Source organism: Trinickia sp. EG282A (assembly GCF_040965455.1).
GTDB lineage: Bacteria > Pseudomonadota > Gammaproteobacteria > Burkholderiales > Burkholderiaceae > Trinickia > Trinickia symbiotica.
On the sequence record NZ_JBFRCC010000004.1, the window covers coordinates 517953 to 531236 of the forward strand.

15 protein-coding genes and 1 pseudogene are annotated in these 13284 nt (G+C 61.4%); 7 read left to right on the forward strand and 9 right to left on the reverse strand.

What is annotated here, in order from left to right:
• The first annotated feature begins 63 nt into the window (after positions 1 to 63).
• Both AB4Y31_RS21545 and AB4Y31_RS21550 read left to right on the forward strand, forming a co-directional pair.
• Positions 64 to 948 (forward strand): LysR family transcriptional regulator, encoded by an 885-nt coding sequence (locus tag AB4Y31_RS21545; protein WP_368675700.1) that lies wholly within the window; start codon positions 64 to 66, stop codon positions 946 to 948.
• 81 nt (positions 949 to 1029) lie between these two features.
• A complete protein-coding gene (locus AB4Y31_RS21550; protein ID WP_368675701.1) occupies positions 1030 to 1203 on the forward strand; it encodes a hypothetical protein in 174 nt (57 codons plus the stop codon).
• 49 nt (positions 1204 to 1252) lie between these two features.
• On the opposite strand, the gene AB4Y31_RS21555 is transcribed toward AB4Y31_RS21550, so the two are convergent.
• The 7 genes from AB4Y31_RS21555 to AB4Y31_RS21585 all read right to left on the reverse strand — a co-directional run bounded on the left by AB4Y31_RS21555 (position 1253) and on the right by AB4Y31_RS21585 (position 7152).
• On the reverse strand, positions 1253 to 1555 hold the full coding sequence (locus AB4Y31_RS21555; protein ID WP_368675702.1) for a type II toxin-antitoxin system YafQ family toxin: 303 nt from the start codon (positions 1553 to 1555) through the stop codon (positions 1253 to 1255).
• A complete protein-coding gene (locus tag AB4Y31_RS21560) occupies positions 1533 to 1811 on the reverse strand; it encodes a type II toxin-antitoxin system RelB/DinJ family antitoxin (protein WP_368675703.1) in 279 nt (92 codons plus the stop codon). Before AB4Y31_RS21560 ends, AB4Y31_RS21555 begins: the two co-directional genes overlap by 23 nt.
• Positions 1812 to 2068: 257 nt before the next feature.
• Positions 2069 to 2440, reverse strand: a complete 372-nt coding sequence (locus AB4Y31_RS21565) for an energy transducer TonB (RefSeq protein ID WP_368675704.1) — start codon at positions 2438 to 2440, stop codon at positions 2069 to 2071.
• A gap of 403 nt (positions 2441 to 2843) precedes the next feature.
• Entirely contained in the window at positions 2844 to 3242 is a 399-nt protein-coding gene (locus AB4Y31_RS21570; protein ID WP_368675705.1) for an ExbD/TolR family protein, read from the reverse strand.
• Entirely contained in the window at positions 3239 to 3898 is a 660-nt protein-coding gene (locus AB4Y31_RS21575) for a MotA/TolQ/ExbB proton channel family protein (protein WP_368675706.1), read from the reverse strand. Before AB4Y31_RS21575 ends, AB4Y31_RS21570 begins: the two co-directional genes overlap by 4 nt.
• A 21-nt stretch (positions 3899 to 3919) precedes the next feature.
• Positions 3920 to 6025, reverse strand: a complete 2106-nt coding sequence (locus AB4Y31_RS21580; protein ID WP_368675940.1) for a TonB-dependent receptor — start codon at positions 6023 to 6025, stop codon at positions 3920 to 3922.
• A 338-nt stretch (positions 6026 to 6363) separates the two neighbouring features.
• The gene (locus tag AB4Y31_RS21585; protein ID WP_368675707.1) at positions 6364 to 7152 is read right to left on the reverse strand and encodes an SDR family NAD(P)-dependent oxidoreductase; all 789 of its coding nucleotides are present in this window, start codon (positions 7150 to 7152) and stop codon (positions 6364 to 6366) included.
• 102 nt (positions 7153 to 7254) lie between these two features.
• Here AB4Y31_RS21585 and AB4Y31_RS21590 point away from each other — a divergent pair, with 102 nt between their 5' ends.
• The 4 genes from AB4Y31_RS21590 (at position 7255) to AB4Y31_RS21605 (ending at position 10921) form a co-directional block, all read left to right on the forward strand.
• On the forward strand, positions 7255 to 7812 hold the full coding sequence (locus AB4Y31_RS21590; protein ID WP_368675708.1) for a TetR/AcrR family transcriptional regulator: 558 nt from the start codon (positions 7255 to 7257) through the stop codon (positions 7810 to 7812).
• A 233-nt stretch (positions 7813 to 8045) separates the two neighbouring features.
• Positions 8046 to 8621 carry a DUF3331 domain-containing protein gene (locus tag AB4Y31_RS21595; RefSeq protein ID WP_368675941.1) on the forward strand — a complete coding sequence of 192 codons (576 nt, stop codon included), beginning with the start codon at positions 8046 to 8048 and terminating at the stop codon, positions 8619 to 8621.
• Between the two features lie 60 nt (positions 8622 to 8681).
• Positions 8682 to 9476 (forward strand): alpha/beta fold hydrolase, encoded by a 795-nt coding sequence (locus AB4Y31_RS21600; protein ID WP_368675709.1) that lies wholly within the window; start codon positions 8682 to 8684, stop codon positions 9474 to 9476.
• Between the two features lie 26 nt (positions 9477 to 9502).
• On the forward strand, positions 9503 to 10921 hold the full coding sequence (locus AB4Y31_RS21605) for an amidase family protein (protein WP_368675710.1): 1419 nt from the start codon (positions 9503 to 9505) through the stop codon (positions 10919 to 10921).
• A gap of 150 nt (positions 10922 to 11071) precedes the next feature.
• Here AB4Y31_RS21605 and AB4Y31_RS21610 read toward each other — a convergent pair whose 3' ends face one another.
• Positions 11072 to 11581, reverse strand: coding sequence for a cytochrome P460 family protein (locus tag AB4Y31_RS21610; protein WP_368675711.1), 510 nt, complete (start codon positions 11579 to 11581; stop codon positions 11072 to 11074).
• Between the two features lie 349 nt (positions 11582 to 11930).
• On the opposite strand from AB4Y31_RS21610, the pseudogene AB4Y31_RS21615 reads away from it, so the two are divergent.
• Positions 11931 to 12578: pseudogene (locus tag AB4Y31_RS21615) on the forward strand (sensor histidine kinase); the annotation flags it as partial.
• A 4-nt stretch (positions 12579 to 12582) separates the two neighbouring features.
• On the opposite strand, the gene AB4Y31_RS21620 reads toward AB4Y31_RS21615, so the two are convergent.
• On the reverse strand, positions 12583 to 13257 hold the full coding sequence (locus tag AB4Y31_RS21620; protein WP_368675712.1) for a response regulator transcription factor: 675 nt from the start codon (positions 13255 to 13257) through the stop codon (positions 12583 to 12585).
• Positions 13258 to 13284 lie beyond the last annotated feature (27 nt).

Consider the following 13284-nt stretch of genomic DNA (forward strand, 5'->3'; position numbering starts at 1 on the left):
AGTTGAATTTGCTGATTGATCGATTCAGTAATCCTGAACTAAGTCCAAGAGGACTCCGTCGACATGCGTGAGATCAGCCTCGATCGATTGCGTACGCTCGTGGCCATCGCCGATTGCGGATCATTTGCCGACGCGGCGCGGGCGTTGCACCTTGCTCCTCCGACGATCAGTCTTCACATCTCCGATCTCGAGGAGCGAGTCGGCGCACCGCTTTTGTCGCGCAAGCGAGGGCAGGTGCGGCCGTCGGCCGTCGGGGAGACGCTCGTCAAATACGCGCGACGGCTGCTTGCCGAGGCCGAGCAGGCATTGCAGGATGTAAAGCGTCAGGTCGAAGGAAAGGGTGGGCGGGTACGGCTCGGCGCATCCACGGGTGCGATCGCGAATCTGTTGCCGCGGGCGTTGGAGTTGCTTGCTCTCCATCATCCGGGCATCGACGTGCAGATTGCGGTACTGACTTCGCAAGAAACGCTGGCGCGACTTAAGTCAGGTGCGCTGGACGTTGGCCTCGTCGCGCTGCCTCAGCAGGCCACGGACGGACTCACGATCAAGCCTTGGCGGCGCGACCCCGTTATGGCGTTCATGCCCGCGGGATGGACGTGCCCGGCTCGCGTCACGCCGCAATGGCTCGCGGCACGGCCGCTGATACTGAACGACTCGAGCACTCGGTTTTCGCGCCTGACTGCCGAGTGGTTTGCGTCCGGCGGCCAGCATCCGGTGCCGCGAATCCAGCTTAATTTCACCGACGCCATCAGGAGCCTTGTGGCGGCCGGTTACGGTGCGGCGCTGCTTCCTCAGGAGGCAGTTGCGCCGGTCCAGGATCCTCGCATTGCGATGCGGCCCTTGCGGCCGGCCCTTTGGCGCGAACTGGGCATCGCGCATAGTGCCGAGGACATCGATCGCCCGACTCAGCACGTGCTGGATGCGCTATGGAGCTTGCGGTTGCGGTAGGGTCGGGGCGGACTTATCGTGGCTGGCGCGTTCGTTGCTCGCTTTGCTCTGGTCGGTGAAAGCGAATTCGCAGGAGGCAATATGAGTTCGACGAATGACAAGCCGCAACAACCCGATCTCGCGCATCCCAAGCCCGCTGAACATAACGACGACGAGCGGAGTCGTATGCCGGAACGCGAGGACAAGCAGCGCAAACAGTCACCTGCCGATAAGCCGGGCAAACAACCCGGAGAGGGTGAGACGTCGGTGGGGTGAGGCATGGGAAGGTGAGCGCGAACCGGTCGTTCGGGCGGCCGGTTTCGCGCTACTCGAACAGATCAGCGTGTGTGCCGGCGCGGACAAATACGACTTCGTCATCCTCTAACCGGTAGATGAGCAAGAAGTCCCCGCCGATGTGACATTCGCGGTGATGTATCCAGGGGCCGGCAAGCGGGTGATCGAGGTACTCCGGAGGCAGCGGCCCTTCGTTTGCGATGAGGAGTAACATCGCCTCCTTCAACCGCCTTATATTGAAGACGCCGGAATGCGTGAGCCGCTTCCAGTCCTTTTGGAACTCCTTAGTCTTGTCAAACGCGCGCGGAAAGCTAGTCCTTTTTGTCGAGATCATCAAACAGGTCCTCGGAGGACCGATAGTGCGCGCGACCCCTCATCTCCTCCGATTCTCGAAGCGCCCGTAAGGTGGTCTCATTCGGGATGCGGACCTCAAACGGCAATCCTCTCGTCATCACTACCTGCCTGAGAAAGAGCCGAAACGCCTCGGAAATGGTTAGTCCGTTCTGAGCGAGAACGTCCGCCGCTTCCTTCTTGAGTTCGGGTTCGATGCGCGCGCGCACATCGGTAGTCTTAATGCCAAGAGCGAGCATTTGGGAACCTTCAAGTCTCGTTGCGTGAGTCCGCGGATTAGCCCCTGTCAGAGAGGCGCTTGTATTGTAGCTACAATGCCGCCACAACGCAACGTTGGACCGCCGCTCGGCCGAGATCCTAATATCGGCTCGCCGCACGCTCGCTTACTGTCGCTGATCGTAGCCATCTCAAAAGCGAATCGGTGCGGTCCTGGCGGATTTCGGTATCTCCGCGACCGCGACTCTAGAAGCCAACGGGCGCCCGCACCTCCTTGCGTTCAATCCACGTTGAAGTGAACCCGCACATCCTGACGACTCTCGACGGGATGCCCGGCCGCTGTCGCTGGGAGGAAGCGCCATCTATGCAGTGTCGCGATGAGTATCTGATTGAGGCGGGGATTCGGTGTCGGCTTGATCAGTTCGACATCGAAGGTCCCGTTCGCGTGAATGAAGAAGCGCGCGACCGCGACGAACTGGTAACCGTCTTCACGAAGATCGTCCGGCAAGTCGGGCAGGGGTTGGGCGACGACGCGCGCAGGGCCGCTTGCCTGTGCGTCCGAATGGCCTTCTGTCGATTGCTGAGCGTCAAGCGGCGATGCTGCGCTTGCATTCGACTGCGGGGCGGCGCTTTCCGTTGGAGTTGACGACACGCTTGGCGTCACCGGCGTTGCGGTTCGCCGCACCGTTTCGGTGGTCGGCGGCGGGACAGGTGACGGGACAGGTGGCGGGTTCTCGGCTTTGAGCAACGGAATTCGCGCTACCTCATGCCGGCGGGCCACGGGATGCGTGGGTTGCTCGGCGGGACGAGGAAACGCGTGCGCTGCCGCATCCGGCGGCCTTGCAATTGCACTGTTGTGCCCGGCATCTTGCGGCGTGACGGGCCATTCAACCAGCCGCATGTCGATCGGTTCATCCCTGCTTCTCAAAGGTTCGCTGCCGGAGAAAAGCCACCTCGAGTTCGAGAGAAACAAACCCCACGCAGCCGAGGCCAGCAACGCTGCAACGACGAGCCGCCAAGCGCTGCTTCGTTCTGCGTCAGACGAGACCCATCGCTTATTCACGGTGCAAGGCAACGAGAAAGTGCTTCGCGCCGGCCTTTCGCGCCTCGAGCATGGCTTGCACGACGATGCCATGAGATGCGCCGTCATCGGCGGCCACCACGAGATCGCCATCGGGCCCGATGAGGCGCTTCACGCTGCCGACGATCTGATCGAGCGAAACCGGTTGCTGATTGATATAAATCCGATTCTCGCGATTGACCGACAGCGTCACCGGCCGATCCGCCGGCATCTGCTGCGACTGCCCACGCGGCAAATCGATGCGGACGGAGTCGAGGCGCTGCATTGCAAGCGACGTCAACATGAACGTCGCGAGCAGAAAGAACATGACATCGATCATCGGAATGATTTCGATGCGCCCGCGCTTCGACACGCGAGAGCGGCGCAGTTTCATGGCCGCGCTCCTGCGTTGCCCGTCTCGCGAGAAAGGCGAATGTCGCCTAGCCGTTCGTTTGCAAGCGATTCGATCTCGTCCATCAAGCGGTCGATGCGCCGCGAAAAGTAGTTGAACGCGAAAAGAGCGACGAGCGCAATGACAAGGCCTATCGCCGTGGCGACGAGTGCCTGCGCGACACCGCCTGACACACCGGCGGGGCTCACGAGACCGTCTCCGCCAATCAATCGGAACGAGCGCATCATGCCGACGATCGTCCCCAGCAGCCCGAGCAGCGGGGCGGCCGTCACGATCGTTTCGAGAAGCCAGAGGCCGCGGCTCATGTCGCGCTCGATATTCGCCGCTGCCGTTTCGATTCGCGCTTCAGTTCGCCAAAGCGGCGTCTCTTCATGATCGGAGAGAATGGCGTCGATACGGCTCCAGGCATGTCTTGCCGGCAATGTACTCGCGCGCGGATGCGCCATTTCGTTGCCGCTGATTTCACCAGTCCGATGTTTGCTCCGCAGCGATACGTCTCCCGGAATACGCGCATAACGCCAGAAGACGTACGCACGGTCGATCATGATCGTCAACGCCGCGACGGCGAGCAGGCTGAGCGGGTAGACCACCCAGCCGCCCGCGCTTACGGCGTGGGCGATACCAGTCCAGTCGTTCATAACGCTTTGCTCCGAAAATGCTTAAAAGTGTTTTGTGATGCCCGCGTAAATCGCGCGTTGCGGGCCGAACTGCGGCGCCTGCACGCCGATGCCGGAGCCGTCGCGCAACTCATAGATGCTGTTGAACGCATTGATGAGCACGATCCGGCCATCGATCTTGCCGATGAGTGGCGCGTTGAAATGTTCGATTACGCCGAGATTGAGTTGCCAATACCACGGCAGTCTGTCGGTATTGTCGAAGCCGCTGCGCAAGCCGCTGCCGACGATGCCGTCGAGCGTGAACGTCGTTCGGCCCAGTGTGTAGGCGCCGCCGAACGAAGCCGTGACGCGCTGGTCGTGATCCAGATAGATCCAGTTGCCGGCCGCGAATGCGAGCTCGTCGGCGCCGAAGTTGAACTGTGCCGACTCGATGTTCTTTCCCTGTGCGCGGCTCCAAGCGACGTTCGCGTACGCCGAGATGTTTTCGTGCTTGTAATTCGCCGTGAACTCGAGACCATAGACGCGGCCCTGCTCGTAATTGAACGCAGTGAAGATGAGCGCATTGCCGAACTGCCCTTCGTCGATCAGGTCACGCGCGATCTTGTAGTACGCGTCGAGGCCCAGCGTGAGGTCGGACGTGACGCGCTGCGAGACACCAATGTCGAAGTAGTGGCTGCGCTCGGGCTTTACCGGGTCGTTTTGCGAGCCTGCCGCTTGATTTGTCGTGCCGTTGAAGAGTCCGATGGTCGAATCGGAGACGAGCTCCATGGGCGGCGGCGTGAAATAGCGGGCATAGCCTGCGTGGAGCGTCGTGGCGTTGGTTGGCTGATAAACGAGCCCGATGCGCGGGCTCAGCTGCCCCGCTTGAACGAATTCATCCACACGGTCATAGCGTACGCCGTAGTTCAGTGTCAGCTTGCTCGTGAGTTTCCATTCGTCCTGCAGATAAAGCCCGTATAGGTAGCCCGTCTTGCTGTTCGAATCGTTGATCGTGAACGGCCGATCCGAAAGCTGATTGCCGTTTGCATCGACGGAGAACACGGCGACGCTATCGTTGAAGCTCGCGTGCTCCTGCTCCAGCATGATCCCCGCGCGCACGGTGTGCTTTTCGCCGAGCCGGTACGTCGTATCGGCTTGCAGCCCATTGGCCTGATTGCTGTGAAAGTCGCGGGACGCAACGCCATCGAAGATCAGATCGCCGACAGGATCGGGGTTGAACTGGGTGCGCGTATAGCGTGTGTAGAGCGCGATCTGATAGTCGAGCGCGGCTCCATTGGTACCCTGCAGCGCAACGACGGCGAAGTTATTGAGCTCCGACTGCGTTTCGTCGAGGTTCGCCGAATTGAATGCAGGCGTCCCGTTCAGCGTGAAGACCGGCGTCAACCCCGGCGTATTGGGAATCTGAAAATGATTGGCCGCGGCGCCGAACATGACGCTCACGCGCGTGAGCGGATCGATCATGTACGACAGGTACCCGAAGCCGTTGCCCTGGCGCGTGTGATCGTGCAGGGGATTGGCGGCGGACGTGGGCGCTTCGATGCCGAGATTATTCTCGCCTAGCGTGCCGGTGAAGTAATAGCTAAACGGGCCGCTCGAGCCGAACAGCTCAGCGCTCGTCTGAATCGTTTGATGGCTGCCGCCGTAGACGTCGATCGTGCCGCCGTTGCCCGCGTTGCCTTGCTTCGTGCGAATGTCGACGATCCCCGCGGTCCGGTCGCCGTATTGCGCGGGCAACGCACCTGTCACGAGGTTGACTTGATCGACGATCCGCGAATCGAACGATTGACCGAAGCCGCTGATCGGCTCGGGAATCATGATGCCGTCGATCCGATACTGCAAATTCGCATGCTCGCCGCGCACATGCAGTTGGCCGAACGAATCGTTCGCCACGCCGGGCGCCTGCAGCAAGACCAGGTTGAGCGGCGTGTTCGCGCCCTGCGGCATGTTGTCGATATCGGATTGAGTGATCCGGTAGACGCTGCTCCCCGTTTCGGGCAGCAGTCCGTTGCGGGCGCGATCCAGGCGCTTGGCACTGACCGTGACGTCGAGGCTCGCTGCATCGCGTTGTCGTGCATTGGGATTCGAAGGCGTTGCCTGACTTGGCGTGCCGCTGGCTGCATCGGCAGCAGCGTCCTGAGCATGAGCCATCAGCCCATATGACCCAAGAATCGACGCTGCCGCCACCGCGCAGGCTCGGGCTATATGTGAGCGTTCCATCTTCGTCTTCTCGTTCTGCTTTGAATGGGGAGCCCGTTGCATCGAGGGTTCTCTACGATCCGCAAGCCGCTCGAACCAAGGGAAATGATATAACGTATCAGTCTGTGGGCGTGATGATATAACGTATCACCGACGGCGGCAAGAAGTTGAAACGAGAAGGGCTGCAGTCTTCCCCGCCGCCCGTCAATGCTGGCGGGGGCAGGATGGCAGCGCGAAAGCTGCCTATGGGTATGTTCAATATGGTCTCGCCGACCGCGGAGGCGTTGCGTTTATCCAGCAGTCCGATACCGCTCAGCCGCATGCGACTGCCCGAAGTTCGGCATCATCGCCAGCCGCGCGGCCTGATATGCCTCCCATTGCCCAACGTCATGCAGCGGCGGAATCGTAATGGCCTCGCGGCGATCGAAGCCGACGAGCGCGGCATCGACGAGCTCTTCGACTTCCATGACGCCGGGGATCGTATCCACATCCTTGCCGCCGTGCGACCAGATTTCGGTCCTCGTCGCGGCGGGCAACACCGCCTGCACATAGACGCCCTTCGCGCCGAGCTCGAGTTGCAAGCCTTGTGAGAGAAAAGTGATGAAGGCTTTCGTCGCGCCATACACGGTCGAGCCGAACTCCGGAATCAAGCCGACGACCGAAGCGATATTGACGATCGCGCCCGAGCCCGCCTCGGCGAAACGCGGTGCGACTGCAGCGGCGAGGCGCGCGGGCGCGGTCGTATTGAGGGCGATGAGCCGTGCAACCTCCTCGGGTGCTTGATCGAGAAACGTGCCCGGCAACGTCGTGCCCGCGTTGTTGATCAGCACGCCGATGCGCGTGTCTGCGCGCAACCGCGTTTCCACTTTCGCCACGTCGGCGGCTTCGGCCAGATCCGCTTTCACGATGTCGATCGCGATACGGTTCTCCGCTCGCAATCGCACGGCAAGTTCTTCCATACGCTCGACGTTGCGTGCGACGAGCACGAGGTCGTGGCCGCGCTTGGCGAAACGGTCGGCATAGATGGCGCCGATCCCGGTCGAGGCGCCCGTGACGAGGACGGCAGGTTTCGTGGACATTAGGTTCTCCAGAAGAAAGATTATTTACATGACGATCATCATGTATGCGCTAATGATGATGATCGTCATGTATAATGTCAAGCGTCACTGCAGGGAGGAAACATGAAGGTGAGCCGAGAGCAAGTTGCCGAGAACCGGCGGAAAATTCTGGACGCCGCAAGTGAGCTCTTTCGCGCCAAGGGCTTTGAGGCCGTCACGGTCGCCGATGTCATGAAGGCCGCTGGGCTCACGCACGGCGGCTTCTATGGTTATTTCAAGTCGAAGGAAGACCTGATCGCGCAGGCGCTCGCGCACGTCTTCGAGCGGGCTGCGGCCAGCGATACGGAAATAGTCCGATACGCGGCGAAGTACCTGTCGCCGGCGCATCGGGATGATCTTGCCTGCGGTTGCCCTGTTGCCGCGCTCGGCGGCGAAACGGTACGGCAGACGCCACAGGCGCGTGCCGTAGCGACTCGGGCGCTGCGCGAGCGGATCGAGCGGGTCGCCGCAAGCATGGCGCATGTCGATCCTGCGATGGCGCGTAGGGAGGCGATCGGAAGCTGGTCAGCGATGGTGGGCGGACTGATTCTCGCGAGACTAGCGGATGATCCGAAGCTTGCGGACGAGGTGCTCGAAGAGACGCTTGCATGGATTGATGGGCGCGCGACACGGCACTCATGAGGTGACGGACCCGCCATCGCAGCGCCGAGCCGATTTCTTATACCAACGTATTAAGGCCGCATAACAAGGCGGAAGATGTTTATCCGCTCGACGAATACCCTGCATCACGACTTCTCCATAAGCTGCAAGCATTGCCAGCGATGCATTTTTGGCACGCGGCCCGGCGGGGCCGCTTCAACCGGTGAGTCAGGCATGGCAGTGATGTTTGCCTGAAATATGGAGAGTTTCCCGTGATGAATTTCGATTCGCACAACGTGTTGCCGGCAAGTGAACGCAACAACGTCGAAAGCTTTTCTCGCAACACCGAACTGACACGTCGCATGCGATCCGACGACATCGACACTGCGGTCCAGTGCGATGCGCTTCGTCGGAGCCATCTTGCCGATCCTGGCAAGACGAGTTGCCCGGCTAACCCATGGAACCATGTAGTTCTCGGTCTGCTTTCGTATCCGTTCTCCGGCATCACCGTGCCGTCGTGGCCTCCGTCGGCCCGCGCCGGCGGAGACCGGAGGTTCGCAGGCGCCGGCACCTCGTCGAGCTGTACGGTGACCATCGACGAGCGATTGGAGAACAGGCGAATCACGCTGTCCTGGAACGACCCCACTCGCTGCAGCTACCGGGGCCAGCTTTGGAGATACGCCGTAGCCAGAAAATCAGGGATATGTGTGTTGTCCGGCCAACCGATCAGGAGGGGAGACGGTATCTTCCGGCCGCAGTTCCGGACAGCCAATGCCCCTCGCAACCGGGACGCGATGATCCTGGCTGCATGGATCGACAACCCATGCGGCGGTCTGGTGGATCAGAAATAGAGCGCTCGTTACGGAGCTCAGGTCTGAAGTTTTTCTAAGCCAAGAATAGGAGCAACGACGATGTATAAGTTTTTCAACCGCTTGCTGACCGCCATTCTTTTGATTGGCGCAGCAGTACCCGCGCAGTTCGCATACGCCGAAGGGACGAAGGATCTCGGCGATATTACGGTCGTCCTGACACACGGCGCTTTTGCCGACGGGTCCAGCTGGAGTCGCGTGATCCCGCTTCTGGAAGCGAAGCACCTGCATGTGGTGGCGGTGCAAAACCCGCTCAGTTCTCTGAGCGATGATGTTGCGGCAACGAAGCGTGTCGTCGAGCAGCAGACGGGTCCGGTCGTTCTCGTGGGGCATTCGTGGGCCGGCGTAGTCATCAGCGAGGCGGGCAACGACGACAAAGTCAAGGCTCTCGTCTATGTGTCGGCCTTCGCACCCGACGCGAATCAGTCGATTGCGGATCTGACCAAAGGTCTGCCCGCTGCTCCCTGGGTCGGAGAATTGCGCAAGGATTCCGCGGGCTACCTGACGCTCTCGGATAAGGCTATTCATCAGTACTTCGCGCCGGACCTCGCGCCGGCGGAGCAGCGGATCGTGGCGGCTACGCAAGGGCCGTGGTACTCAGGCTGCATCGACGAAAAGGTCACCCATCCGGCTTGGCGTGACCGCGCTTCGTACTTCGTCGTCAGCACGGAGGACCAAATGATCGATCCCGCTCTGCAGGAGCGTATGGCCAAGGCCATTGGTGCGACGGTCACGCGTGTTCACGGCAGCCACGTCTCTCTCGTCAGCCATCCGCAAGCTGTCGCCAATGCGATTGTGCTCGCCGCTGAGCGCATCCGGCGACCGGTGCAACAATAGCGATTGCAATTCAAGGCGGACGCGATATGACTCAACTTTGGCAATTGTCGGCAAGTGAGCTTGCCGCGCTGATCCGGAATCGCGAGGTCTCGGCGAAGGAGGCCGCACAAGCGGCGCTGCAACGTCTGGACGCGGTAAACCCGGTCATCAATGCAGTCGTCGAACACCGGCCCGAATTCGTGCTCCGGCAAGCCGACGAAGTGGACCGCGCGATCGCGCGAGGCGAAGCCGTTGGACCGCTCGCGGGCGTTCCCGTGACCGTGAAAATCAACATCGATCAGAAGGACTTTGCCACGACGAACGGTGCACGCGCGAGCGCCCACGCTATTGCGCGCTCCAGCAGCCCGTTGGTCGACAATCTCGTCAAAGCCGACGCCGTATTGCTCGGACGCACTAACTCCCCGACGTTTGCCTTGCGCTGGTTCACGTCGAACCTGGTGCACGGCAAGACGTTCAATCCTCGCAACCGGGCATTGACGCCAGGCGGATCCTCGGGCGGCGGTGCCGCGGCGGTGACGGCGGGCATCGGACAGCTTGCGGTGGGCACGGACATCGGCGGCTCGATCCGTTATCCCGCGTACGCCTGCGGCGTGCATGGCCTGCGTCCCAGCTTCGGTCGCGTGCCTGCCTATAACGCCAGTTGGCCGGAGCGGACAATCGGCGCGCAATTGATGTCCGTGGCCGGACCGATGGGCCGCACGATCGCGGACCTGCGGCTTGGCCTCGCGGCGTTGTCCGCGCCGGACTCTCGCGATCCGTGGTACGTTGCCATGCCGCTGGAAGGGCGCACTGCGCCACGACGTGCGGCGCTTTGCCTGCGTCCGGACGGTTGGCGGATTGCACCGGAAGTCGAGGCCGCGTTGAGGGAGGCCGCGCGAAGAATGATCGACGCGGGTTGGACGGTCGAGGAAATTGACGATACACCGCCGATGCGAGCCGCTGCCGAAGTGCAGGAGGCGCTATGGCTGGGTGATGGGTTCGAGGCATTGGCGGATGCAGTGGCCAATGACGGCGACCGGGGCGCGGCGGCCGTCATCGCGGCGTCGCGAGCGCGCGTCGCGCGGTTGCCGGCTGACGCCCTGAAGAACGCACTGGTGAAGCGTACGACGCTGATGCGCCAATGGCGTGTGTTCTTCGATCAATATTCCGTTTTACTGCTGCCAGTCTCGGCTGAACTCCCCTTTCCCGACGACCTCGACTTGCAGGGCAGCGAGGGATTCGAACGCGTTTGGGAGTCGCAACTCACGATGCGGGCTTTGCCGACCATCGGCTTGCCGGCGCTGACCGTGACGACAGATCTCGTGGGGAACGTTCCGGTGGGCGTCCAGATTGTCGCGACTCACTTTCGTGAGGATCTCTGCCTGCAGGCCGGCGCGGACATCGAAGCGCGGGGCGTGCCGCCTGCACCGATCGACCCGGTGGCTGTCGGTTCGACTCAGTACTGATGTGCTGCATGTTGATGCCTTGCTTTGCAAACTCCGAACCGCAACGGCGGAGTTGACGCCTTCTTCCGCCTAACGACAGAGAAATCCCACTACCAGAGATGTGCCCCGAGGTGACTTCCTTCGGGGCACATCTCCAGCGTCAGACATCCTTCATGGTGCGAAGCGCGTGAAGACGTAGTCGCGATCCTTGACCCTCGCGGCATGACATGCGAAGCAAGTCCGATGTTGTGCCGCGTCGGCCGGTTGCCCGTTGATGAACCGGCCGAAGCCCCAGCCGCCCGTCGATGCGTAGCGGCGTGAATCCTTCACCATCACCTGCACCGTCGTCGGCGCGCCGGGAATGGTCGCGGATGGAAACTCCGGCGACTGCTTGCGCTTGTACGCGAGTTTGACGAGGATCGTGCCGTCGGCGTATGGCTGTGTCGAGTTTTCGATGGCCTTGATCGCGATCGGGTTACCGAGCACGACACGCAGCTCGTCGAGCGGCGCGGCTTCCTCGGCCGGCGCGATCATTTGCCACTTCCGATAACCCTCCGGAATCGTGACTCCGTAGATTGGCGAAGGCGCCGATTTGACGGGTTCAGCCACGGCGTGATTCATCGCCGTGCCAAGCAGAAGCGCCGCGTGCAGCGCGATAGGTGCTGTCCAGATTTTTCGCATTTGCCCTCCGCTTTAACGTTGTCAAAATCGAATCATCGTATTCCGCGGAAGTATCTGGCTTGTGTCTCCAATGCGCATCGGCGCAACGTTATGTCACGCCGCAGCGTGGAGACGTAGTCGGATACAAATATTCCCGGAGCGGAAAAGCTATGCCCTTCGTAGGGGGTGGATGGCCGCTTGTCTGATGGTGCGAGATCCCGTGTCCATGGTTTCATCTTTCCATGCCGTTCGTTACCGCGGCGACAGGAGAACGAAGATGACCAACCTTGCTATCTCATTGCGCGGAGCCCTGCTGGGCTCGCGCGTGACGCGCCGCAAGTCCATCGGCGAGCACGCGTCGCTACCGTTCCGACATTCGGAGCGTGTGAGGGAACTTCTTGACGCACTTGCCGCGTATGCGCATGACTTGCGCACACCGCTGACCCGGCTGACGTTGCGTTGCGCGATGCTGGAAGATCGCGAGTTGCGCGACGCGATGGAGCGCGATCTGGCAGAGATGGGGGATCTCATAGAAGCAAGCCTCGCGTGCGCGCGCCTCCAATGCAACGTAGCAGAGCGGCCCCGTCGAATCGACGCGGACGGGCTGCTCGACATTCTGATCGACAACTATCGCGACGCAGGCGAGACGGTCGAACTGGAGGGGCGAATCGGCCATCCGCTCGTCACTCATCCCCATGCGCTGCGCCGAGTGCTTGCCAATCTGATCGACAACGCATTGCGCTATGGCCGTGACGTCCGGCTGTGCGTACGAGTCGACGGCAGGCGAGTGACACTTGCCGTGGTGGATTCAGGTCCCGGCATCGCGCCGGCCGAGATGGAGGCCGTGTTCAATCCTTGGTACCGTGCGCCGCAAACTTCCTCGCGTGCAACGGGCTCGGGGCTCGGGCTCGCGATCGCGCGCAGACTGACGCAGGCGATGCAAGGGGAATTGCAGCTGAAAAATCGAAGCAGCGGAGGACTCGAGGCGAGGTTGACCTTGCCGCTCGCTGTCGCCTGACTGGTTAGTTAGCATGGGCGGGTCTCACGCCGAGCGCGTCGGTCTTGCGCACGAGATCGGCAACGGCGCGCACGTTCATTTTGCGCATTGCCTGCCCCCGGTGAATCTTGACTGTGACTTCGGCGATACCCATCTTCGAGGCGATTTGCTTGTTCATGAGCCCGGCGGCAACGTTGACGAGCACTTCGCGCTCGCGCGGAGTCAGCGAAGCCCAGCGCTCCCGCAGATCGCCGAGGGAGCTATCAATGGCCAAGCGCTGCGCGTCGCGCTCCAACGCGGCAACAACGGCGTCGATCATATCCTGATCGCGAAACGGTTTGGTCAGGAAGTCCATCGCGCCCGCTTTCATCGCCTCCACGGTCATGGCAACATCGCCATGTCCCGACATGAACACGATAGGCATTGCACCAGATCCCTTTTCGAGCAATGACTTTTGCAGCGCCAGTCCACTTTGGCCGCGCAATCGTACGTCCAGCACGAGGCAAGCCGGCCCCGGGACCTTGGGTGCCGCGAGGAATTGTTCCGCCGAACCGAATGCTGCGACTTCGAGGTCGATCGAGCGAAGCAAACTCGCGAGCGCGCCGCGAATCAGATCGTCATCGTCGACGACGTAGACGACTCCAGAGACAGTATTGGCGGCGGTCGCTGCAGGCCGCCGGGCGATGTCAGTTTTGAACATGACGGCTTTCCTCGGAAAAGCGAGTCA

Bases quoted from the DNA above. Each gene is read 5' to 3' on its own strand.
- AB4Y31_RS21545 (WP_368675700.1), top strand. From the start codon at position 64: ATGCGTGAGATCAGCCTCGATCGATTGCGTACGCTCGTGGCCATCGCC.
- AB4Y31_RS21550 (WP_368675701.1), top strand. From the start codon at position 1,030: ATGAGTTCGACGAATGACAAGCCGCAACAACCCGATCTCGCGCATCCC.
- AB4Y31_RS21555 (WP_368675702.1), bottom strand. From the start codon at position 1,555: ATGATCTCGACAAAAAGGACTAGCTTTCCGCGCGCGTTTGACAAGACT.
- AB4Y31_RS21560 (WP_368675703.1), bottom strand. From the start codon at position 1,811: ATGCTCGCTCTTGGCATTAAGACTACCGATGTGCGCGCGCGCATCGAA.
- AB4Y31_RS21570 (WP_368675705.1), bottom strand. From the start codon at position 3,242: ATGAAACTGCGCCGCTCTCGCGTGTCGAAGCGCGGGCGCATCGAAATC.
- AB4Y31_RS21575 (WP_368675706.1), bottom strand. From the start codon at position 3,898: ATGAACGACTGGACTGGTATCGCCCACGCCGTAAGCGCGGGCGGCTGG.
- AB4Y31_RS21580 (WP_368675940.1), bottom strand. From the start codon at position 6,025: ATGGCTCATGCTCAGGACGCTGCTGCCGATGCAGCCAGCGGCACGCCA.
- AB4Y31_RS21585 (WP_368675707.1), bottom strand. From the start codon at position 7,152: ATGTCCACGAAACCTGCCGTCCTCGTCACGGGCGCCTCGACCGGGATC.
- AB4Y31_RS21590 (WP_368675708.1), top strand. From the start codon at position 7,255: ATGAAGGTGAGCCGAGAGCAAGTTGCCGAGAACCGGCGGAAAATTCTG.
- AB4Y31_RS21595 (WP_368675941.1), top strand. From the start codon at position 8,046: ATGAATTTCGATTCGCACAACGTGTTGCCGGCAAGTGAACGCAACAAC.
- AB4Y31_RS21600 (WP_368675709.1), top strand. From the start codon at position 8,682: ATGTATAAGTTTTTCAACCGCTTGCTGACCGCCATTCTTTTGATTGGC.
- AB4Y31_RS21605 (WP_368675710.1), top strand. From the start codon at position 9,503: ATGACTCAACTTTGGCAATTGTCGGCAAGTGAGCTTGCCGCGCTGATC.
- AB4Y31_RS21610 (WP_368675711.1), bottom strand. From the start codon at position 11,581: ATGCGAAAAATCTGGACAGCACCTATCGCGCTGCACGCGGCGCTTCTG.
- AB4Y31_RS21620 (WP_368675712.1), bottom strand. From the start codon at position 13,257: ATGTTCAAAACTGACATCGCCCGGCGGCCTGCAGCGACCGCCGCCAAT.